The organism is Bradyrhizobium sp. HKCCYLRH3097 (genome assembly GCF_051167875.1).
GTDB lineage: Bacteria > Pseudomonadota > Alphaproteobacteria > Rhizobiales > Xanthobacteraceae > Bradyrhizobium.
Map to the genome: position 1 here is coordinate 1 of NZ_JBNPTX010000009.1, position 20,998 is coordinate 20,998.

19 protein-coding genes are annotated in these 20,998 nt (G+C 63.9%); 13 read left to right on the forward strand and 6 right to left on the reverse strand.

From position 1 onward, the window contains the following. Positions 1–290: 290 nt before the first annotated feature. Complete coding sequence (locus tag ACQR0U_RS21370) at positions 291–710, forward strand: DOPA 4,5-dioxygenase family protein (RefSeq protein ID WP_315827751.1); 420 nt, start codon at positions 291–293, stop codon at positions 708–710. A gap of 62 nt (positions 711–772) precedes the next feature. Here the strand turns inward: ACQR0U_RS21370 and ACQR0U_RS21375 are convergent, their stop codons facing one another. The 4 genes from ACQR0U_RS21375 to ACQR0U_RS21390 all read right to left on the reverse strand — a co-directional run bounded on the left by ACQR0U_RS21375 (position 773) and on the right by ACQR0U_RS21390 (position 4,296). Then, on the reverse strand, positions 773–1,666 hold the full coding sequence (locus ACQR0U_RS21375; RefSeq protein WP_315813941.1) for an alpha/beta hydrolase family esterase: 894 nt from the start codon (positions 1,664–1,666) through the stop codon (positions 773–775). Further along, the gene (locus tag ACQR0U_RS21380; RefSeq protein WP_315827753.1) at positions 1,663–2,544 is read right to left on the reverse strand and encodes a sterol desaturase family protein; all 882 of its coding nucleotides are present in this window, start codon (positions 2,542–2,544) and stop codon (positions 1,663–1,665) included. The genes ACQR0U_RS21375 and ACQR0U_RS21380 overlap by 4 nt, the downstream gene beginning before the upstream one ends. Positions 2,545–2,662: 118 nt before the next feature. Further along, a complete protein-coding gene (locus tag ACQR0U_RS21385) occupies positions 2,663–2,965 on the reverse strand; it encodes a hypothetical protein (RefSeq protein ID WP_315717381.1) in 303 nt (100 codons plus the stop codon). Positions 2,966–3,186: 221 nt separating this feature from the next. After that, on the reverse strand, positions 3,187–4,296 hold the full coding sequence (locus ACQR0U_RS21390) for a polysaccharide biosynthesis/export family protein (RefSeq protein ID WP_315717382.1): 1,110 nt from the start codon (positions 4,294–4,296) through the stop codon (positions 3,187–3,189). 722 nt (positions 4,297–5,018) lie between these two features. On the opposite strand from ACQR0U_RS21390, the gene ACQR0U_RS21395 reads away from it, so the two are divergent. The 3 genes from ACQR0U_RS21395 (at position 5,019) to ACQR0U_RS21405 (ending at position 7,518) form a co-directional block, all read left to right on the forward strand. Further along, positions 5,019–5,288: a hypothetical protein gene (locus ACQR0U_RS21395; protein ID WP_315827888.1), complete on the forward strand. Its 270-nt coding sequence runs from the start codon at positions 5,019–5,021 to the stop codon at positions 5,286–5,288. Positions 5,289–5,730: 442 nt separating this feature from the next. Continuing rightward, positions 5,731–6,138 (forward strand): hypothetical protein, encoded by a 408-nt coding sequence (locus ACQR0U_RS21400; protein ID WP_315717384.1) that lies wholly within the window; start codon positions 5,731–5,733, stop codon positions 6,136–6,138. A gap of 996 nt (positions 6,139–7,134) precedes the next feature. Further along, positions 7,135–7,518, forward strand: coding sequence for an H-NS histone family protein (locus ACQR0U_RS21405; RefSeq protein WP_316170943.1), 384 nt, complete (start codon positions 7,135–7,137; stop codon positions 7,516–7,518). Positions 7,519–7,725: 207 nt separating this feature from the next. On the opposite strand, the gene ACQR0U_RS21410 is transcribed toward ACQR0U_RS21405, so the two are convergent. Beyond that, positions 7,726–9,198, reverse strand: coding sequence for an undecaprenyl-phosphate glucose phosphotransferase (locus tag ACQR0U_RS21410; protein ID WP_315752488.1), 1,473 nt, complete (start codon positions 9,196–9,198; stop codon positions 7,726–7,728). Positions 9,199–9,680: 482 nt separating this feature from the next. Here ACQR0U_RS21410 and ACQR0U_RS21415 point away from each other — a divergent pair, with 482 nt between their 5' ends. Together ACQR0U_RS21415 and ACQR0U_RS21420 are read left to right on the forward strand one after the other, a co-directional pair. After that, complete coding sequence (locus ACQR0U_RS21415; protein WP_315717387.1) at positions 9,681–10,478, forward strand: glucose-1-phosphate cytidylyltransferase; 798 nt, start codon at positions 9,681–9,683, stop codon at positions 10,476–10,478. Next, positions 10,475–11,128, forward strand: a complete 654-nt coding sequence (locus ACQR0U_RS21420; protein WP_315717389.1) for a PIG-L deacetylase family protein — start codon at positions 10,475–10,477, stop codon at positions 11,126–11,128. Before ACQR0U_RS21415 ends, ACQR0U_RS21420 begins: the two co-directional genes overlap by 4 nt. A gap of 97 nt (positions 11,129–11,225) precedes the next feature. On the opposite strand, the gene ACQR0U_RS21425 is transcribed toward ACQR0U_RS21420, so the two are convergent. Then, positions 11,226–12,326, reverse strand: coding sequence for a hypothetical protein (locus ACQR0U_RS21425; RefSeq protein ID WP_316193678.1), 1,101 nt, complete (start codon positions 12,324–12,326; stop codon positions 11,226–11,228). A gap of 378 nt (positions 12,327–12,704) precedes the next feature. Here ACQR0U_RS21425 and ACQR0U_RS21430 point away from each other — a divergent pair, with 378 nt between their 5' ends. From ACQR0U_RS21430 to ACQR0U_RS21460, 7 genes are all read left to right on the forward strand, one after another. Next, positions 12,705–13,742 carry an NAD-dependent epimerase/dehydratase family protein gene (locus ACQR0U_RS21430; protein ID WP_315717391.1) on the forward strand — a complete coding sequence of 346 codons (1,038 nt, stop codon included), beginning with the start codon at positions 12,705–12,707 and terminating at the stop codon, positions 13,740–13,742. 57 nt (positions 13,743–13,799) lie between these two features. Beyond that, complete coding sequence (locus ACQR0U_RS21435; protein WP_315752492.1) at positions 13,800–15,062, forward strand: class I SAM-dependent methyltransferase; 1,263 nt, start codon at positions 13,800–13,802, stop codon at positions 15,060–15,062. Positions 15,063–15,103: 41 nt separating this feature from the next. Further along, positions 15,104–15,646 (forward strand): dTDP-4-dehydrorhamnose 3,5-epimerase family protein, encoded by a 543-nt coding sequence (locus ACQR0U_RS21440; protein ID WP_315752493.1) that lies wholly within the window; start codon positions 15,104–15,106, stop codon positions 15,644–15,646. Between the two features lie 103 nt (positions 15,647–15,749). Continuing rightward, complete coding sequence (locus tag ACQR0U_RS21445; RefSeq protein WP_315752494.1) at positions 15,750–16,718, forward strand: phytanoyl-CoA dioxygenase family protein; 969 nt, start codon at positions 15,750–15,752, stop codon at positions 16,716–16,718. A 24-nt stretch (positions 16,719–16,742) separates the two neighbouring features. Beyond that, a complete protein-coding gene (locus ACQR0U_RS21450; protein WP_434843894.1) occupies positions 16,743–18,062 on the forward strand; it encodes a DUF4910 domain-containing protein in 1,320 nt (439 codons plus the stop codon). A 61-nt stretch (positions 18,063–18,123) separates the two neighbouring features. After that, positions 18,124–19,281, forward strand: coding sequence for a glycosyltransferase family protein (locus ACQR0U_RS21455; protein ID WP_434843893.1), 1,158 nt, complete (start codon positions 18,124–18,126; stop codon positions 19,279–19,281). Positions 19,282–19,468: 187 nt separating this feature from the next. Then, positions 19,469–20,968: a lipopolysaccharide biosynthesis protein gene (locus ACQR0U_RS21460; RefSeq protein ID WP_315752497.1), complete on the forward strand. Its 1,500-nt coding sequence runs from the start codon at positions 19,469–19,471 to the stop codon at positions 20,966–20,968. The last annotated feature ends 30 nt before the right edge of the window (positions 20,969–20,998 follow it).

Sequence of the window (20,998 nt, forward strand, 5' to 3'; positions counted from 1 at the left end):
TGCCAGGCCTGCAAAGGACATCCCCTCTTCACAACCCAAAACAACAACGCCGCGCTGAAACCTCAGCGCGGCGTTGTCGTTTGTCCTGATGCGGTCGTTCGCGCGGCGACATGCTGCCGGGGTCGAAGCTCGAGCCCCGCCGAGATCTCGAGGCCAGCGTCCGCCGGCGATGACTCGCGGCGCGACCGAGGGCAGGCTGCGATGCTAGGATGACCACGCCGCATCGGTTCGCCTGTGCGGCCAACGTGATTGAATTGATCGAACGCGGTTGAATCGATCGAGAGGCGCGGATGGAAACGACCTCGGCAGCGCAGTCGCATCGCCTGAGCGCAATTGCGAGCTTTCATGCCCACATCTATTTCGATGATGCCACTCGAGCCGAAGCGGCACAGCTGCGGCAGTGGATGGCCGACCGCTTCCTCGTGACGCTCGGGCGTTGGCATGACGCGCTGGTCGGGCCTCACGAGCGGCCGATGTATCAAGTTGCCTTCGCGGTCGACGTGTTTCCAGCGCTGGTGCCATGGCTGATGCTCAATCATGGCCGCCTCAGCGTGCTCGTGCATCCGAATACGACGGAGCCGTTGGCCGATCACACCGCGCACGCGTTGTGGATCGGACCGCCGCTCGGCATCCGCGGTGAGAATCTTCCTTCGCACGGCGAGGCAGAGCTGCCGCGCGAACCGAACACCACGCCGACGATCGCCGCCTGAGCTCGCGTGCCCACTGGTGACCGCTCCGTCTCGGCACGCTCGGAGCCTTCAGACTTGCCGGACTACAGCGTGCGCGCGAGATCGAACGCGCGGAGAATGACCTCGGCGGCATCGATGTCGAAATTGCTCGGGCCGAGCAGGCGCGGCGCCAGCGGGCGGCGGCCGGGCAGGGCATGTCCGCCACCTTCGACGCGATACAGCGACACGCCGCCGATCACCTGACAATCGCGCCAGCTGAGTTGCGTGACGGAGGTGTCGCCGGCGAGATCCCGATGCGGCAGCGCCACGGCCTGGCGTGCGCTGCAACCGTCGCGCCGCGCAAAGAACTCCGCCGTCTTTTCAGCGCTCCACACCCGGCCGCGCCCGCCGCGCAGCCCGACCTCGCCGCCGCGATAGGGCACCATGGGATCAGCCGTGCCGTTGATCATCACCACCGGCACCGGCCGCGCGGTGCAGGGCTCGATGCCTTCAGGCATGTTGGCGATCACCGTGCCGATGCCGGCAAACAGCTCCGGCGCCTTGCAGGCCAGGGTGAAGCTCATCATGCCGCCATTCGAGATGCCGGCGAGATAGATGCGCCGGGAATCGGCCGTGCCGTCGGCGACGAGCTGCCGGACCAAGTTGCGGATGAAGCCGACATCATCGGGACCGCCGGAGCGGCCGTCGCGGCCGTCATTCCATTGCCGGTCGACGCCGTCGGGAAAGACCGCGGCGAAGCCATGGGCTCTCGCGGCTTCGGCAAAGCCTGTCGTGCGGGCGGTGCCGGCGCCGCTGCCGAGCGCGCCATGGAGCACGATCACGGTCGGCTGTGGCGTCCTGCCCGTGGTCATCACCAGCGCATGACGCGGACCGTCGCTTGTATCGAGGATGATGCCGCGCTCGGCGGCGAGCGCCGTGGTCGACACGAGCAGAGCGGCCGCCATGGCGGCCATGAATGATCGGCGATGTGACATCATGAGCATCCTTCTCGGCTGGCGGGGGACTCCCCTTGGTGGAGCTTCTCTCCGGGCGCAGCGATCAGCACGCGCAGCCGCATCGCCCAGCTCCGGGCTGCCGCGAGATCGCGGGCGATCGCAAGCCATTCGCCAAATGCGATCCGCAACGGATTGACGCTCGGCGCAACGCCGACGAGGCCGTAGCGCAAGGTCTCGCCGGCCGGGGCCTCGGCGAAACTACCGAACAGCCGGTCGAAAATGATGAGCATGCCGCCATAATTGCGATCGAGACAGGACGCGTTGGCCGCGTGGTGAACGCGGTGATGTCGCGGCGTGTTCAGCACATATTCGAGCGGACCGAGACGCGGTGCGAGCTCGGTATGGATGAAGAATTGGTAGAGCAGATTGACGCCGAGCATGGCGATGATCGCGAGCGGATGGAAGCCGAGCAGCGCCAGCGGCAGATAGAACAGAAAATGTCCGGAGATCTCGCTTGTCCAGCCGAGACGAATGGCCGCCGTCAGGTTCAGATGCGTCGAAGAGTGATGCACGGCATGCGTGGCCCACAGCCAGCGAACCCGATGCGAGGCGCGATGGTGCCAATAATAGACGAACTCACTGGCGAGAAACAATGCGAGCAGGGCCAGCGGCCGGCTCGGATCGAAATCGAACATCCTGTGGCGATAGGCGATGATGAAGGGAACGGCTGCGACGAGCGCGACCATTGCGCGGATGAGGTGCTGTCCGACCGCGATGGCGAACGAGGCCGCGGTCTCGCGCAGGTCGTGAGTCTCGCGACCGGCGAGCCGGCCGAGCCCATATTCCAGCGTCATGAAGCCGACCGCCGTCAGCAGCACGATCATGCGGGTCGATGGGGGCAGGGAAGGGAGGATGGGCATGGCGCGTGTCCGGCGTCATCGGATGGAGACGGCGCGCCGGTCCGCTCCGGAACAGCAAGCGGACCGGCGATGTCAATTGCTTCGGGAGGACCACGGCCAGCGGCGCCGCGGCGTCCGTTCAGCGCGTGACGGTGCGGCTGTAGCTGTAGGAATTGCCGCGCGGTCCCGTGCCCTGGCCCTGCCGGGTGCAGCTGCCGTCGCTGCAGCTCGCGGAGCCAGAGCGCGACCAGCTGCGGCCGGCGGGACCCGTGCCGCCACCCTGCCAGGCGCAGGCACCCCCGGAGCAACTACCGGAGCCGCCAAATGAGGTGGTGCCGCGCGGTCCGGTGACCGAGCCGCTGCGGGTCCAGGCATTCGCGTCGACCGCTGCTGCCGCCGAAAGGACTGCCACGAGCAGAAATGTCGCGATGGATGTCTTCACGTCAGTCTCCCAATTCGTTCGCGCGGGCGATCGTGTCGCCTGCAGAGGGATACTGCGCGTTCGATGTCGCGGCCGGATGCACCGCCGGTGTCGTTTGGTCGCGGCGATTGGCTGGATTGTCACGGCTTGTCACACGACGGCCGTCCGATGCCGCAACCTCGAGCGGGGCGGACTCCGGCCCGCCGCTCCCGTTCAGGCCGCTACCGGCCCGCCGTTGCGCTTCACCACCGGGTCTTTGTCGCCGTGTTGACGTTGATCACCGCGGTGGCCGTGTTGGACGTCGTCGTCGCCGTGTTGTTGATCAGGGTCAGAAGCTTGTAGTAGTCGACCACCTTGGCATTGGCGACGTACATCACGTCCTTGCTGCGCATCTGGAAGCCCGAAGCCAGCAGCATGCCGGAGGGATCGCGCAGGTTGACGTGGTAGATGGTCGGAATGCGGTCGTAGATGAAGCGGCTGGTATCGATGCCGAGCTTCTGCAGTAGCGGGCGCTCCTCGTAGCGATAGAGGAAGACCTCGGCGGGATCCGATTGCTGGTCGTTCAGGCCGCCCGCCTTGCCGATCGCCTGGGCCAGCGTCAGCGTCTCCGTATCGAACGCAATCTCGGAATTGAAGCCGAAGACGTTCTGGTTGAGGGCGCCGAGGGCCGTAAACGTCGGGGATTCCCGCGTGATGTAGATGACGTCGTTCGGGCGGATGAAGATGTTCTCGCGCGGATCCTGCACCACGCGGCTGAGCAGCACGCGCACGCGCTTGCCGTCCCGCTGCAGGGTCACGTAGCTTTCGATCGCCTCGTGCCTCGGGCCGCCCGCACGCGCGATCACCGCCAGCAGGCGTTCACCCACGCTGTTGAGGGCCAGCACGCCCGGCGTGTTGACGTCGCCGAGCACGCTGACCACGCTGGAATGCTGCTGGTTCAGGCTGACCACGACCTGCGGCTCGAGGGCGCGCTTCTGCAGCCGGAGGACGATCTCCTGCTCGATCTGCGGCAGCGTCCGGCCGGCGGCGGCGATCTCGCCCGCATAGGGAACGCGGATATTGCCTTGCTGGTCCACCGCCTGCGCCGGCAGATCCACGAAGTTGCCAGGTCGGGCGCCGGCGGCCGTGGCCGGCGTGAACAGCCCGCCTGGGGCGGCTTCGAAAATGGACACGTTCAGCACGTCACCGATGCCGGCGAGCTGCACCGGCTTCGGCCGCTTGTCGGGAAACACGCCCTGGAACGTGACCATGTTGGGCTGCGACAGGAAGCCGATCGTCTCGGGGCTGACGTCGACCAGCGCATAGGGGAGCGCCGTATTCGACCGCACGCTGGCCGTGGCATTGTCGCTCACTGCGTCGCTGGTCGGCCCCGTCCCGGGAAGCAGGGAGCAGGCTGGCAGAAGCGCCAGGATCGCCAGAGTTAAGAGCGCGCGCGAGCCACGGCGAAGGCCACGAAAGCCCTTCGGGCCCGCTGCGCTCTTGCGCACAGCAGCCCCGCCACCGGTCGACCCGGGCGGCTTGATCAAGGCTTTCAAACGCTTCCCCAAATACAGCAAAAATACGTTCCCCACGCTGCTCCCTCACCAAGAAGGGAGAACGTCCCACTTGTTTCAACCTACCCGGCGGCCATACCGGACGAAAGCGCACCGCCATTCCGGTTGGTCCGCTTTTGCCCGGCCGTGCCAATTAGGCCACAGTCTGACATTACCATATTACCACTCAAGGCTGTCGACGCCGCCGGAGGGTCCCATGGTGGAGGGATGATCCATTCGACCTAACAGAACCCGAGCAATTTTAAGCACAAAGCCGTTGCGCAACGGTTAGCCTGAGTCGCTTCGCTCGAGCAGGCGCGACGACATCGCAGTCCGCGCAGCGCGTCGGTGAGCCGAGGCAGCCGGACAGCCGAGGGAGGCGAACCCGCGCCGCCCAGGCGCCTCTGTAATCGGCGAGATTCGAAGGCCGTGCGGGCGGCGGGACCGCATGCGGGCGGCCGGTTGTCCTAGGCCGCCGATCAAGTCTATGCTGCTGCGCCAGCCTTTGAGGCTGTTTGCAACGGAGCACGCAATTGTCGAACGTGATCAGGATCGCCGCAGGCGCTTTCGCGATCGCCCTCACGGGCCTATCCGATCCCGCGTCGGCGCGCGGCCTCTATCCGCTGACGGAGTGCGGGCCGGATCTCAGCCGACTCTGCCGGCTGCACGGGGCATTCGAGGCCACTCCGTTTCATTACAATCTCGCGCTTCATCCCGGATGCATTCGGCGCGTCGCCGTCGAGACGCCCCGGGGCGTGCTGTACCGCCGCGCGCTGGTGTGCGGGGCGCCGGCGCGGCCCATGTTGTGGTAACCTGGGCCCCTTCCTCGACGTCTCCGAACGGCGCTGGACGCTCCGCTCGGCCGAGTCATGGTCAATCTCGGCGCAAGATGGCGGCCGCGATGGCCGATAAGGGCGGTGCTCGGCCGGTCCCGCCGCGTTCGGGGAGCGTCGATCATCGCGCAGACGATTAAATGGGCAGCTCCGCACCGTATTCTTACGTAATCTAGAATTAAATTAATTGTGTAGAGACGATTCTGCACGGTCGGAGACATAAAAGGGTAGACTGAACAAACTAAAGCTTCAATTGTACCGGACGAAAGGTACTTAAAAATACCTTTCTGGCAATGCGGTAGCATTTTACTGCAAACCGCAGCGAGCGCTAGAAGTATTTAATGTCTTGATGTCAAATGGTAAATTAACTTGTCGCGAGTGGTTAATTTAATGCCGAAAATCGAATTCGTGCATCGTTGCGATGACGGTTCGGCGGCATTCGGCGAAGAAGCCCTCGAAACTCGCCAACGAGTGGGGTCCGTCCTTGTGTGACGAGCTTGGTGCCGCGTTGATTGAGGATATTGAGATGGGTGGCGGCGGTAGCGCTTTGAAGGCCGTCCTGAAATCGCTGAATAAAATACGCCTTGCCAAATTACGTTTCGGCCGGCCAACGTCGGGCCGTTCGCAGCAATCCGCGCTGCGGTCGCAGATCGAGCTTTGTGATGCCTTGCTCGATGAGATCCAATCCATCAGCAGCAGCCTCGGCAAACGCGCGAAGAAGTCCACGGCTTCCAGGCGTCGCCCGATGGCCACGCGGCACGGCCGCGGGACGGCGCACTTGATTCCGCCCCGGCCGGCGGTGCCGGGTCGAACCAGGCAGCAGAAATAATCGCATCGGAATTTGATCGCCGCGCCGGCCGGCCGTCATGGCCGCGCCGGTTGCCGGCGCGAGGCGACAGCCGCTCGGCATTGACCCCTGATGACGCATCAGGTCGCCCAGTGCGGCTGTCGGTGGCGCTCGACGGCCGGATGTCATCTGGACGTTCTTCAGCCGTCGTGTCCCGCAAGACGGCGCTCCGAGACGGGCCGGAAACCATATCGCGGCGAACCATGCGATGCTGCCGCTTCACCTGGCGCACGGGCCTCTGACGTAGCCCCCACGAGCGATGACTTTGGACAACGGGTGCCGGGATCGGCCGCCGGGTGTCCGCAGCCGTCCTCAACCTCACGGCCGATCGCAGCGGCAGTTAGTTCCGCTGCCGATGGTGTGCCCGTCTGACGCCGCGCGCCCCCCGGATGCTGTCGGCGCGACGTGAGCGAGTCTGATTCGCGCGAACGCTCCTGAAGGGTTCAATATTTGGGGAAGGCGTTTGATTCGCCGGAACAATGTCGGCGGCTTTGCGGCATATTCACGATGGCGTGCTCAATTAAACTCGCTCGCGAGATTTTGTGCGCATGCAAAAATATCTCGGTCCGGGTTATCAGGGGGCTCGCTCGAATAGGTTGTAAGTCCGCCGCGGCAGCTTTGAAAACCATGGCGTGGGGAGAATATCAGCTATCAAATACGCGCAAGTTCGATCATCGAAACTACGTCACTTTGACGCGGTCTTGCCGTAATATGCTGCGAATTCGTCGCAGAATCGTGTTGATTCGGCGGCTTCTTCCGGCGTGCAGACGAATGCTGCCGCAATCTCGAAGGCGGCGCGACATCGTTTCGGAAACGGGGTTGCAGGTTGCACTTTATTTGAGTTACAACCATTTGGCTTGGCCGGGGTGGTATAACTCAAATATTCAGTTTTTCCGACCACGAGCCACTTGCGGAACGAAATACCGAATTATATGACGTTAATCCGGCAGGATAGAGATCACAGACAAAGGTCGCTGTATGTCCACCAAGAAGATCGATTTCGAGGCGATGTCCTTCGATGACCTCTGGTCTCTCCACGAGCAGATCAGTCAGATCCTCGCCGTGAGGATCACGTCGGAGAAGCGCGAGCTCGAACGTCGACTGGCGGTTCTCAACCGCAGCCGCGGTGCCATCGAAGGTGCCGGCAGCGAGGGTGGGCAGTCCTACACCACGAGCGGCAAGGCGCGGCGCAAATATCCCCGCGTGCTGCCGAAGTATCGCAATCCGCAGACCTCCGAGACTTGGTCCGGCCGAGGCAAGCAGCCGCGTTGGCTGGTGGCGGCGATCAAGACCGGGCATCGGATCGAGGAGTTTGCGATCAATGGGGCTGCCGCTTCGAAAAGTCGCCGTCAGCGCGCCTGATCGAGGTAGCTTCAGTCAGGCCCGTTCCTAGTTTGAGCGACGTGCCGCGTCGATGCGGCGCCTGATTCGCCCTGTCTGCATTGGGGAGCGACATGTGAGCGGTCTGACGCCCATGTTGCGATCCGCCGGCCAAAACCCTGAAATCGGTCCGATCTGCCCGCACGGCTCCGCCGATGGGCTCGCGATCATCATCCGTTGCGAATGCGCCTAATAGGCATTGTTGCCGCGGATCAGCTCGATCGGCGTCCTCAGCAGGATCGCGATGTCGAGCGACAGGCTCCAATTGTCGATGTACCAGAGATCGAATTCGACGCGCTGTTCGATCGACGCACGCGTGGGCGTCGGGCCGCGGCAGCCATGCACCTGCGCCCAGCCGGTCAGTCCGGGCTTGACGCGGCGACGGAACGCGTAGTTGCGCACGAGCTTGTCGAATTCGTTGTCGTGCGCCAATGCGTGGGGGCGGGGACCGACCAGGGACATGCTGCCGTCCAGGACGTTGAGCAGCTGCGGCAGCTCATCGATGCTGGTCCGGCGCAGCCAGGTCCCGAGCCGGGTGAACCGGCTGTCGCCGATCTGGGCCTGGACGATCGAAGGCCCGTCCTCGAGAACGGACATCGTGCGAAACTTGTAGATCTGAAAAGATCGGCCGTTGAATCCACAGCGCTGCTGCCGGAACAGCACTGGCCCGGCCGAGTCGAGCTTGATGGCGATCGCCACCAGCAGCAGCAGCGGCGACATCAATGCCAGCGCGATGCCCGCCAGCATGACATCCATGAGCCGCTTGGTGGCGTGTTCGAGCGGGCTCAGCAGGCCGCGCTGCAGCTCGATGCAGACCGCATTGCCGAGCTCGCGGCACGGCCGCTTGAAGAGGTCCGACGCCGTTCCGAGCGGCACGAAACTCACTGGAAACGGCAGGACTCTCAGCTCGGCGCCGAGCGTGCGCAGGTCGGACAAGGGTTCGGGATTGGCGCCGACGACGATCTCTTCGATGTCGGAGCCGCGCACATAGTCGATCACGCTGGAGACGATCCGCTGTCGCTGATCCGGATCCGCGTCGGGCTCGGGAAGCAGGAAGTGTCGCTGGACGCGAAAGCCGGTGTCGGTGAGCACCTGGGTCAGTCCGGGGTTGTCCTTGCTGGCTTCATCGGTGATCAGAACGATGTTGCGGCCCGAAAACCGTCTCTCCGCCAGCCCCTTTGCCAGCAGATAGGCGGTGGTCCGGCGATGCAGGATCAGCGCCACGAGCCCGAGCATCGCGAATACGATGCTGCTGCCGCGTGAGAATTCGCTCCCGATCTTGAGCGCGAACAGCGCGCCGGCCAACACGAGGAACGCCGTGACCCAGGTCAGGCAGGCCGCGCGGATCTGGCGCGGCAGGATCAGCAGCTCGGCCGGCCGGTACATCCCGCGGATCTTCATCAGCGAGACGAACAGTGCCGACACGAGGATCGCCAGGCCGAGCGATTTACTGACGTCGTTGGCGCCCGCCGCATCCTGCAGGTGATACAGAAACCCGGACAGGACGCTCGACATGGTGATCGTTGCGATGTCCGCCACGATCGCGAAGGGCTCCACCGAGTCGTAGTGGACGGGCCATTTGCGCCCTTGGAATTGCCGTTCCACGAGGACGGTCGGCATTCCGTTTCGGTCGAGAGTCTCGGGCTGATCCACGTAATGCATGGGATGTCGGTGTTCGAAACTCGGTTAAATAGCGGTTAGCCGTCATTATATGTTTTGCTATTTAATTTAAACAGTTAAAAATTGCCATTGGGATTTATTCGCGCCGCCGGATCATCTCCCGATACCGCGGCGAGGCCGGTGACACCGGAATGCCGGTTCTGAAGGACGGAAACGAGGCCGCTCGCGCCCCTCCAAGGCGGTCCTGGCAATGCCGGCGTGGCGATTTAATGTTCGTGAAGCGAGTATTTTAATGTCGGCCGCCAAGAACGGCATTTAAAAAGAAATATATTTGGATTATTAATCCGGAGCCGGGAGCCCGCGACGCGGGTGACGTTCGCAGCGGACCGAATGCAGGGGAGGTTTTCCTCGCGCAGTCGGGAGGGCGAAACGAGGGCACGGCGAGCCGTCTCCGAGGCCGGCCGGCGAGATTGGAAGATAATGATGCTCATTTCAACGATCGAGAACCCGAAGGACGTCGCGCCATGAAGGTCGTATTGTTCTGTGGAGGACTCGGGACGCGGATCCGGGAATATTCCGACAGCATTCCGAAGCCGATGATCCCGATCGGCCATCAGCCGATCCTCTGGCATGTCATGCAGTATTACAGCCAGTACGGGCACCGGGATTTCGTTCTGTGCCTGGGCTACAAGGCCAATGTGGTGAAGGAGTATTTCCTGAACTACAATCAGGCGTCCACCACCGACTGTACGATCTCGCAGTTCGGCAGGAAGGTCGAGCTGCTGGGCGATCGCCCACCGGATTGGCGGGTCTCGCTGGTGGACACCGGCATCTGGCGCAACATCGGCCAGCGACTGCGGGCCGTCCGGCACATGGTCGAGGGCGAGGAGATCTTTCTCGCCAACTACAGCGACGGCCTGACGGACGCGCCGCTGCCGGAGATGATCGATCGTTTCAAGCGCAGCGGGAAGATCGGCTGCTTCATCGCCATCCATCCGCCGATCAGCTTCCACCTCGCCGAATTCGACGCTGACGGCACCGTGGGCCGCATGGCGGCGAGCAATGATTCCAACATCTGGATCAACGGCGGCTACTTCATCTTCCGCAAGGAGATCTTCGACTATATCGAGGAGGGTGATGAGCTGGTCGTGCAGCCGTTCAAGCGGCTGATCGACCGCGGCGAGCTGATGGCCTACCGCTACGAAGGGTTCTGGCGGGCCATGGACACGCTCCGCGACCGCCAGGTGCTCGAGGAGATGATCGAGCGCGGCGACACGCCTTGGCATCTCGGCTCCAGCCTTCCGGCTGTGGTGAACGGATGAGGGCGCTGCAGCTCGCCGGTCGCGGTGACCGGCTGTCGGTCCTGTGCCTCGGTGCGCATTCCGACGACATCGAGATCGGCGCCGGAGGCACGCTGCTGTCCTGGCTCGATCAGGGCATCCGCCTGGATGTTCATTGGTGCGTGCTCAGCGGCAATGGCGAGCGCGGCGTCGAGGCGCGGGCGTCTGCCGACGATTTCCTCGCCGAGGCCGCCGGCCGCAATCTCGAGATCATGCAGTTCCGCGACGGCTTCTTCCCCGAGCAGGGCGAGGAGATCAAGGCCTGGTTCGAGCAGCTCAAGGGCCGCATCAATCCCGACGTCATCCTCGCCCACCGCCGCGACGACGCCCATCAGGACCATCGGCAGGTCAACCGCCTGGTCTGGAACACGTTCCGCGATCATCTCGTCCTGGAGTACGAGATTCCGAAATGGGATGGCGATCTCGGACGGCCCAATGTCTACATGCCCGTCTCCGAGCGGATCATGAAGCGGAAGGTCGCGCTGCTGATGGCGCATTTCGGCAGCCAGCGCTCCAAGCAATGGTTCGACCCGGAAACGTTCATGGGACTGGCGCGACTGCGGGGCATGGAATGCCGCGCCGCCGAGCGCTATGCCGAGGCATTCGTCGCGCGCAAGCTGTCACTGGGGTGAACGGCGGCCGAAGGCGCTCGCCGCGAAGGGCGCATCGATATCCGATCGGCGAGGAGATGATCGGCGCTTGACCGCGATGCGTCGCTGCGCCCGGCGGTCAGCCGGCCGCCCGTCGGGGAAGTTCGATGATCTCCTCTGCCGGCGGGCGCTCGATTGCGGTGGCCGGCACCTTCTCCAGCCAGACCTCGCGCCACCACGCATAGATGCCGCGTGGGCAGAACAACCGGTTCTCGCTGTAGCGCGACTGGCAATAGACGCCGTCGAGGATGACGGCCGGCGTCTTCATCCGCCGGATGTAGCCGGTGCGTTCGTCGATGAACTTCTCGACCCGCGTTCGCACCCGGAACACCTTGCCGCAATAGGGCACCATCTCGGCGTCGAAGCCCATGCCGCGGTTGTTGGTCTGTTTGTCGATGGTGGCCAGGATGTCCTGGTGCGGGCGCACGCGGACAAGATCACCGGGCTGCAGCCCGAGATCGGCGATCGGCGCGTCCTTGTCCGTCAGGAGATCGCCGCGCTTGCGCGGAAACGGTACGCCGCCCCACAGCGACTGGACGCGGTCGTAGATCCAGCGCGCGGGCCGGCCGAGCCGGGGACGACGCGCCATGGTGGCGCCGACATAGGCGAAGTAGAGGAAGCCCCGGAACATCTTCGCGAGCGAGACATTGCCGGACGCGATGTCCTCGGCGTATTGCCGGGCGTCCCACCATTTGAGCGGCTGGGTGTAGGTCGGCAGCTCGGTCGCCTGGCAGGCGTAGCGCGGGCCCTTTCCCGGCTGCTGGTCCGGCGACTTGGTCGCATCCCACACCGCGCGCACCGTGCAGCCGCCGGGCGGCGGAAGGGGAGCCGCGCGATCCGGGCCGGCCGACGCTGGTTTGGCCGGATCGACCGGGGTGAGCCACGCCTCCTTCCAGAAGATCAGGCAGGCCGCCTGGCAGCCGCCATAGGCCTCGCCGTCGCAGCGATGCTCGAGATGCACCGCGTTGGGGAGGCGCCGTCCGAGCCACTCTCCGGTGTTGTATCCGGTGACCGTGTCGCAGGTCTTGTGGGCGCGCTTGTAGACCTGGAAGCGCTGGCCGCACCATTTGAACATCTGCGGCATGAACGGCAACCCTTCGAGGCGCCCGTTGGCATCGAGCGTCGCCAGGATCTCTTCCTTGCTGCGCACTTCGACCCAGTCGCCAGCGGATAGTGTCATGCTCTGTCTTTCAATGCTTCAATCAATGCGTCATCGAGGCGGGCGGGGCATCCCGCGCGGGATGCCTCATTTGCAGGGATCGAATTAAAGCTGCCGAGGTCTGCGATCAACATTTGTTCCTTTTGCGGCATTATTTAATTGAGCGAATTAATTAAATCAAGAGGGTGCCTGATGCCGCGCCGGCCGGGTGATCGTAACATCAGGCGGGTCGGGGTAAATACACGGGTTTTCCCGGAGTTTTGTGCGCCGTGCCGGAGAAATCGGCGGGCGGCGTCGCTTGCCGACGGATTCACTGGACGCTGGCTAGAATATTAAATTATAATCCACTACAGGATGATTTAAATTCTTGTTTTGGCTTGTGGCATAGAGGGTGCGATTTTGAAGGTACTGATCACCGGAAACATGGGCTATGTGGGTCCGGTCGTCGCGCGGCATCTGCGGGCGCAGCGCCCGGATGCGACGCTGCACGGCTTCGACAACGCCTATTTCGCGCACTGCCTGACCGGAGCGCCGGTTGTTCCGGAGCGATGTCTCGACGAGCAGATCCATGGCGACGTCCGCGACATGTCGCTCGACCTCCGCGGTTATGACGCCGTGGTCCAGTTGGCGGCGATCTCCAACGATCCGATGGGCAATCGCTTCCAGGATGTGACGCTCGACGTCAACCAGAATGCCACCGTATCGCTCGCCAGGAGGGCTGCGGCGGCCGGCGTGAAGAATTTCGTGTTCGCGTCGAGCTGCAGCGTCTACGGCATCGCCGACGGACCGCCGCGCAAGGAGAGCGATCCGCTCAATCCCATCACGGCCTACGCCAAGTCGAAGATCGGATCGGAGCAGGAGCTCGCCGCGATCGACACCGGCATGACCATCACCTGTCTGCGCTTTGCGACGGCCTGCGGCATGTCGGATCGGCTGCGGCTCGACCTCGTCCTCAACGATTTCGTGGCCTGCGCGCTCACCCGTCGCCAGATCAGCGTGCTCTCCGACGGCACCCCGTGGCGTCCTCTGATCGACGTCGCCGACATGGCGCGGGCGATCGACTGGGCCATCGACAGGCCGGCGGCGACGGGCGGCCGTTTCCTCACCGTCAATGCCGGCTCGGACGACCGCAACTACCAGGTCAAGGATCTCGCCAACGCGGTGGCTGCGCGCGTGCCGGGGACCAGCGTGTCGATCAACACCTCCGCGCCGGTGGACAGCCGCTCCTACAAGGTCGATTTCGGCCTGTACCGCTCCCTCGCCCCCGATCATCAGCCGCAGGTCACCCTGGACCAGTCGATCCAGAACCTGGTCGATGGTCTCAAGAGAATGCAGTTCAAGGATGCCGAGTTTCGCTCGTCCGATCTGATCCGTCTCAAGGTCCTGCAGGACCACATGGAGACGGCCAGGATCAACGACAGGTTGCAATGGACGTGATCGCGCCGGGGCGGACGCTTCGCCTCAGCCGGCAAAGACAGTAGTGACGGAGACATCATGGAACTGACCCTTCCCACCGCCGTCGGCGTCGCGCCCAAGTGCCGGCACTGCGGCGACGACCTGACCCTCAAGCTGATCGACCTCGGCGCCTCGCCGGTTGCGAACGACTACATCGATCCGGCCAACTACATGCGCGCGGAGCCGTTCTATCCGCTGGAGACCTTCGTCTGCCGCGAGTGCCGTCTGGCGCAGACACGCGACCTCCTGGCCGCGTCCGAGATCTTCCGCGCCGACTATGCCTATTTCTCCTCGCACTCCACCTCGTGGCTCGAGCACGCGCGGTGCTACGTCGAAGCCATGGCCGATCGCTTCAAGCTCGGTCCGGCCTCGCGGCATGTCGAGATCGCGTCAAATGACGGGTATCTGCTGCAATACTCCCTCCAGAAGGGGATCGACTGCCTCGGCGTCGAACCCTGCGAAAGCGTTGCGCTGGCCGCGCGCGCCAAGGGCATCGAGACCCGGGTCGAGTTCTTCGGCCGCGACTATGCGGCCCGCCTCCGGGAGGAGGGCTGGTCGGCCGATCTCCTCACGGCCAACAACGTGCTCGCACACGTTCCCGACATCAACGACTTCGTCGGCGGCGTCAAAATCCTGCTGGCCCCCGAGGGCGTCGCGACCTTCGAGGTTCAGCACCTGCTGACCTTGATGCAGCGGCATCAGTTCGACACCATCTATCACGAGCATTTCTCCTATCTGTCGCTGATCGCGGGCCTGCGCATCTTCGCCCAAGCGGGCTTGCGGGTGTTCGACGTCGAGCTCCCGGAAACGCATGGCGGCTCGATCCGGTTCTTCGTCTGCCACGCGGGCGCCGCTCATGCGGAGAGCCCGAACGTCGCCGATGTTCTGGCACGAGAGCGGGCCTATGGGCTGCATGACGACGCGATCTACATGGCCTGGAACGAGCAGGTCAAAGAGACGAAGCGGGCGCTGCTCGAGCTGCTGACGGCGCTGAAGCGCGACAACAAGAAGATCGTCGGCTACGGAGCCCCGGCGAAGGGCGTGACGCTGCTCAATTATTGCGGGATCCGCACCGATTTTCTCGACTTCACGGTCGATCGCGCCCCGTCCAAGCAGGGCCGCTACATGCCGGGCGTGCGCATTCCGATCCTGCCGCCGGAAGCGATCTTCGAAGCCAGGCCCGACTACGTCCTGATCCTGCCGTGGAACATCAAGAGCGAGATCAAGGCGCAGATGGCGGCCATTCGCGATTGGGGCGGCCGCTTCATCGTGCCGGTCCCCAAGGCCACCATCGAGGAGTAGAGCAAGGCATTGCCGCACGATTGCGCGAAGAGTTTTGAGCCATGAGGTTTGTCCAGCTGGGACGTTCGGATGCGCGGCTGATCGAGCTGACCGTTCGGTCCGACGAGCGCGGCAGCTTCACGCGAACCTGGTGCGCGAAGACCTTTGCGGAGCAGGGCATCGCGTTTGTCCCGGTGCAGGGCAACAGCTCGGTGACCCGACGCCGCGGCACCGTCCGCGGAATGCATTTCCAGCGTGCGCCGAAGCCTGACGCCAAGATCGTCCGCTGCAGCGCCGGCTTGATCCACGACGTCATCGTCGACATCAGGCCGGAGTCTGCGACGCGCGGCGAGGTCTATGCTTGTGAGCTCGGTCCCTCGACGGCGCGGATGCTCTACGTCCCCGCGGGCTTTGCCCATGGATTCCAGACGCTGACCGACGACGTGACGGTCGAGTATCTGATGGGCGAGGATTATGTCGAGGAGCTCTCGGACGGTTTCCGGCACGACGATCCGATGATCGGCATCCGATGGCCGCAGCCGGTGACGGTGTTGTCGGCCAAGGATGCTGCCTGGCCCTCGCTTGCCGAACGGGGGCTGTGGTGAAGCAGCACGGCGGCAGCGAGGTGTCTTGGGGGAGGAATCTGGCGGCTCCGGAGCGGCCCGATCGCCTCGAAGGTTCTGACGATTTGTCGAGGAGGATCACGGAATGACGAACATTTTCGTTGATGCCATCATGCCCGATGACGAGCGGCGCCAGAAACTGTACGAGGGTGCGCTGTTCCTGTACTCGCCGACGCCTTCGCTCGATGCGCTGGTGGCGTTCGCCAGGGAGCTGATCGAGGAGGCGTTTCATCCTTACGATCCGCGGACGGCGCAATTCGAGCTTCCTGTCGAGCGCTACGTCGAGATTCTCGTCAGGCTGAAGCCATTCTTCATTCATCACGCCCGGTCGAAGGAGCTGGTGCAGGGAGCGCTCCGCGAGCTTGGCTGCGATCCCGAGCTGACCTATTTCGACGTGCCGCGGCTGCGGTCGGCAACGAGCGACGACTATCTCACCACCGGGATCGCATTCGCATTCCACCCTCATCGCGACACCTGGTACTCGGCGCCGCCGTGCCAGCTCAATTGGTGGCTGCCGGTGTATGACATTGCGCCGGACAACGGCCTTGCATTCCACCCGCGCTATTTCGACGAAGCGATCAAGAACGGCTCCAGAAACTATAACTATTACGAGTGGAACCGGACCTCACGCGCATCGGCGGCGCGGCACATCAAGACTGATACACGGGTGCAGCCGAAGCCGGAGCAGGAGATTGCACTGGATCCACAGATACGGGTGATCGCGCCGAGCGGCGGCGTCACGATCTTCTCCGGAGCGCATCTGCATTCGTCGGTGCCGAACACCTCGGGCGTGACGCGGTTCAGCATCGATTTCCGCACCGTGCATTTTGCCGACGTCAGCGGCCGGCGCGGCGCCATCAACGTCGATTCGGAGTCGACAGGCACGAGCCTGCGCGACTTCCTGCGGGTGACCGATCTTGCGCGGCTGCCTGAGGAGGTCGTCGCGCCATACGATCAGGTGGAAGCTCCCGCGGAGTATCTGGTCTACCAGCCGACGATCGTGCCGCTGCCGACCGGCGATCTCGCAGCCGATGCCGCCCAGGCGTCGGCCTGAATGATGGTGTAGGGTCGACGCGCCATGTTGGACATCCTCAAATCCACGGCTGGTCCGAGAATGCCGGCGATCGATCTCCACGATCTGGTCGCTGAGCTGTTTCCGATCAATCGCAGCCTCACCGGGGCGGGTGTCCGGCAGACGCTCGGCATTGTCGCGCGTCATGTGGGTCTTACGATTCACGAGGTACCCTCCGGGACGCCCGTCCTGGACTGGCATGTGCCGGCGGAGTGGAACATTCGTCGCGCGACGATCTCGACCCTGTCGGGCCGCGTTCTCGTCGACTTCGCCGACAACAATCTGCACGTGATGGGCTACAGCAAGCCGGTCCAGGCAGTGCTCAGCCGTGCCGAGCTTGCCAAGCACGTCCATAGCTTGCCGGATCAGCCTGATCTCATTCCATACCGGACCGGCTACTATGCCGACGATTGGGGCTTCTGCCTGCCGGACCGTCTGTGGCGGGAAATGACGGAGGACAGCTACCGCGTCGAGATCGACAGCGAGCTCTCGCTGGGATCGTTGACCTATGGCGAATTCTTCGTCCCTGGACAGACGGACAAGGAAGTCCTGATCACCTGTCACATCTGTCACCCGAGTCTCGCCAACGACAATCTCTCAGGGATTGCCGTCATGACGGCGCTGGCGATGCGGCAGGCGCAGCGGACACACCGGCTCGGGTACCGATTTCTGTTCCTGCCGGCAACGATCGGCGCGCTCGCGTGGCTCGACCGCAACGAGCGGAATCTCGGCCATGTCGAACACGGCCTCGTCCTCACCTGTCTCGGCGATCCCAGTGGATTTCACTACAAGCAGAGCCGGAGCGGAGCGAGCATCGATCGCGCCGTCGCCCATGTCCTGAAGCACGCCGGCCATCCGCATGAGATTCTGCCATTCAGTCCCTATGGATATGACGAGCGGCAGTTCTGCTCACCGGGATTCGATCTGCCGGTCGGGTGCCTGATGCGCGGCGTGCACGGCACGTTCCCCGAATATCACACCTCGGCCGACAATCTGAATTTCGTCAAGCCGGACTGTCTCGACCAATCCTACGCGGTCATCGAGGAGGTGCTGGATCTGCTCGATCGCGACTGCATCTATGAGCGCGTCGATGGGCGAGGGGAGCCGCAACTGGGACGGCGCGGCCTGTATCGCGCGATTGCCGGCCAGCGCGAGGCAGGCGGTGCGACGCAGATGGACCTTCTGTGGGTCCTCAACCTTGCGGATGGCAAGCACAGCCTGCTCGACATGGCGATCCGGGCCGACGTTCCGTTCGCGCGCATCGATGCCGCCGCACGGATCGCGCTGGACGCGGGTCTCATCCAAACGCCGGTTTCATCGTCGTGACGTCGCCGCCTTCTCCGCACAGCACCGTGCAAGTGATCCAACAACACCAGAGCGAGGCGTCATGAGTTCGCAGCCGGCCAAGCCCCGCATCGCCGTCTTCTCACTTCGAAACATCTTCGGCAAAGCCCTCAATCGCGGTCCTCACGTCGAGTTCGAGGACATCATCTGCGAGGTCGATTCAGCCGAGATGTTTGCGCCCGTGCTCGACCCGTGGAGCCGACGGGCGAGCTTCGCCACCCGGCTGGGCTACCACGCGCCCGTGCTGTTGAATCCCGGGCTGGCGCGGATCGAGCCGCAACAGCAATACGACGTTCTGTTCGCGATCTGCGGATTCCCGCAGGACCTGATCATGTTCGATGCGATCGAGGATCTGAGAGGCGCGTGCAGGACCTCGGTGTGTCTGCTGGACGAGCTCTGGGTGAAGGAGACCGCCAAGCACCGGCATTTCCTGAAGATCCTCGCCAAGTTCGACGTCGTGATGCCGTTCCAGATCAGTACTGTGAAGCCGCTCAGCGAGGAGATCGGCAAGGCATGCGTGCATCTTCCGCTCGCCATCGATGCGATCCGGTTTTGTCCCTATCCCGATCCGCCCGCAAGGGTCATCGACGTCTTCAGCATGGGGCGCCGCTCCCGTGTCACGCACCAATCACTGCTCGCGATGGCGCGGGACAGCGGCCTGTTCTATCTCCACGACACGATCGGCGGCAGCCAGGCCATCGATCTCCGGGAGCACCGGACGCAGATGGCAAACCTCGCCAAGAGGAGCAGGTATTTTCTGGTCAATCCCGGCAAGTTCGACGAGCCGCAGGAGACCGGGCGGCAGGTCGAGTTCGGCTATCGGTATTTCGAGGGCGCGGCGGCGGGAGCCATCATGCTCGGCGAGCGTCCCGACAACGAGCTGTTTCCGCGGCTGTTCGATTGGCCCGAGGTGATGATCGACGTGCCGCATACATCGCCCGACATCGACCGGGTCATCAGGGAGCTGGACGACGATCCGGTCCGCCAGGACCGGATGCGGCGAACCGGCATGGCCCAGACGTTGATGCGGCATGACTGGGTGTATCGGTGGGAGACGATCCTGGAGGCCACGGGTCTGCAGCCGATGCCGGGCCTCGCTGCCCGCAAGGATCGGCTGAAGAGGCTGGCCGCGATGGCGGCCGGTCCAGGGATCACGCGCGAGCAGGAGTTAAATCGCAAGCCGGTATTGTTGGCGCAGTGACGTTTCAATCCTTTTCTCAGCCACAAGGAGACGTCATCGCTCCCCGCGGCCTCCGATCTCGGCCGCGAACGATTCTATACCGGCTGCATTTTCGATGGTCGGATTTTCATGGCCCTGGACGGATCTGTTTGGCCCGTGACTGGGAATCGGAAGGTTGGTTACGATGATTGAAAGCGATTGAACGGAAATGTCGGAAGCCGTCGCCGCCTATTTCGAGGAACATCGGGAGTCGAGCGATCTCGGACGCCGCGCGCTGCGCGGCGGCCTGATTTCCATCGTCATCCAATACGGCAATTCCGTGCTTCAGATCGGAGCGGCCATCGTTCTGGCCCGGCTGCTTGCGCCGGAGGATTTCGGGCTCGTCGCCATCGTCACCGTGCTGACGAGCTTCGCGCCGCTGCTGATCGACTTCGGCCTGCTCGATGCCACCGCCCAGCGCAGCAGGATCACTCCGGCCCAGGTCAGCGGTCTGTTCTGGGTCAGCACCGGCATCGGCGTTGCGGTGGCGATCGTCGTCGCGGCATCCAGCCCACTGATTGCCTGGATCTACGGTGATCCGCGACTGGAGCCGATCGCGCTCTGCGTCGCGATCACCTTCGTGCTGTCCGGGCTGACCAACCAGCACATGGCGCTGCTCCGGCGCACGCTGCAGTTCGGCCGCATCGGCCGGATCCAGCTGTTCGGCACGCTGGCAGGGACGGTTGCCGCCGTCGCCATGGCGTTCGAGGGCTACGGCTATTGGGCGCTGGTCATTCGCCCCGTCGTGACATCGATTTGCGTCGTGGTCGCCGCGTGGTCGGCCTGCCGTTGGCGGCCCAGCGCGCCGGTGTTCGACGCCGAGGTGCGATCGATGGTGCGTTTTGGCCTCCACGTCGTCGGATTCACGGTGGCCTATACGTTGTCGCGGGCGGTGGACCGGATCGCGCTCGGTCTGCTCTACCGGCCCGATCAGGTCGGGTACTACCAGAATGCGATGAACCTCTACGACAACTCGATCTATGCGGCGCTCAATCAGACGCATGCGGTGGGAAGCTCGGCGCTGAGCAAGTTCCAGGCAAATCCGGCCGCGCTTCGGCAGAAGTATGAGGCGGCACTGTCGATCCTGGCCTTCTTCCTGATGCCGGCGGCGGCGATCCTCTCCGTCACGGCGGAGGACCTCACCGTCGTGCTGTTGGGGCAGAAGTGGCAGGCTGCGGGAGCGCTGCTCAGCATCATCGCGCTGCGCGGCATTTCGCATGTCGTCGAGGGCTCGCAGGGCTGGCTGCATCTGTCGCTCGGGAGGGCGGACCGCTGGCAGACCTGGGGCATCATCTCTCTGGTCGCGCAGGTCGTCGCGGTGCTGGCCGGGCTGCCGTTTGGTCCGGTCGGCGTGGCCTGGGGCGTCGTGGCCGGATACTCGCTGATCGCTTTGCCGTCGGTGATGTATGCCGGACGTCCGATCGGGATCGGTGCCGAGCTCGTGGTCCGGGCCGTCGGAGCGCAGACCATCGGCGCCGTCGCAACCGCAGCGACCGGCTGGTGGCTGCAAGCGACGTTTCTCGGAGCCTATCCCGCGCTCGTGCGCATGATCCTGTCCGGCTGCTTCTGCGGCTGTCTCTATCTCGCGATCGTTGTCGGCGTGTTCCGGGTCCGCGAGCCGCTCAGGATCGCAGGTACGATCGTCCGGGACTTCATCGGCAAGCGTTGAGAGGGAGCGAAAGGAGCCCGGAACCCCGCC

What these genes read in the sequence shown, in the direction of transcription:
- ACQR0U_RS21370 (WP_315827751.1), top strand. Translation starts at nt 291, where the DNA reads ATGGAAACGACCTCGGCAGCGCAGTCGCATCGCCTGAGCGCAATTGCG.
- ACQR0U_RS21375 (WP_315813941.1), bottom strand. Translation starts at nt 1,666, where the DNA reads ATGATGTCACATCGCCGATCATTCATGGCCGCCATGGCGGCCGCTCTG.
- ACQR0U_RS21380 (WP_315827753.1), bottom strand. Translation starts at nt 2,544, where the DNA reads ATGCCCATCCTCCCTTCCCTGCCCCCATCGACCCGCATGATCGTGCTG.
- ACQR0U_RS21400 (WP_315717384.1), top strand. Translation starts at nt 5,731, where the DNA reads ATGACGGTTCGGCGGCATTCGGCGAAGAAGCCCTCGAAACTCGCCAAC.
- ACQR0U_RS21405 (WP_316170943.1), top strand. Translation starts at nt 7,135, where the DNA reads ATGTCCACCAAGAAGATCGATTTCGAGGCGATGTCCTTCGATGACCTC.
- ACQR0U_RS21410 (WP_315752488.1), bottom strand. Translation starts at nt 9,198, where the DNA reads ATGCATTACGTGGATCAGCCCGAGACTCTCGACCGAAACGGAATGCCG.
- ACQR0U_RS21415 (WP_315717387.1), top strand. Translation starts at nt 9,681, where the DNA reads ATGAAGGTCGTATTGTTCTGTGGAGGACTCGGGACGCGGATCCGGGAA.
- ACQR0U_RS21420 (WP_315717389.1), top strand. Translation starts at nt 10,475, where the DNA reads ATGAGGGCGCTGCAGCTCGCCGGTCGCGGTGACCGGCTGTCGGTCCTG.
- ACQR0U_RS21425 (WP_316193678.1), bottom strand. Translation starts at nt 12,326, where the DNA reads ATGACACTATCCGCTGGCGACTGGGTCGAAGTGCGCAGCAAGGAAGAG.
- ACQR0U_RS21435 (WP_315752492.1), top strand. Translation starts at nt 13,800, where the DNA reads ATGGAACTGACCCTTCCCACCGCCGTCGGCGTCGCGCCCAAGTGCCGG.
- ACQR0U_RS21440 (WP_315752493.1), top strand. Translation starts at nt 15,104, where the DNA reads ATGAGGTTTGTCCAGCTGGGACGTTCGGATGCGCGGCTGATCGAGCTG.
- ACQR0U_RS21445 (WP_315752494.1), top strand. Translation starts at nt 15,750, where the DNA reads ATGACGAACATTTTCGTTGATGCCATCATGCCCGATGACGAGCGGCGC.
- ACQR0U_RS21450 (WP_434843894.1), top strand. Translation starts at nt 16,743, where the DNA reads ATGTTGGACATCCTCAAATCCACGGCTGGTCCGAGAATGCCGGCGATC.
- ACQR0U_RS21455 (WP_434843893.1), top strand. Translation starts at nt 18,124, where the DNA reads ATGAGTTCGCAGCCGGCCAAGCCCCGCATCGCCGTCTTCTCACTTCGA.
- ACQR0U_RS21460 (WP_315752497.1), top strand. Translation starts at nt 19,469, where the DNA reads ATGTCGGAAGCCGTCGCCGCCTATTTCGAGGAACATCGGGAGTCGAGC.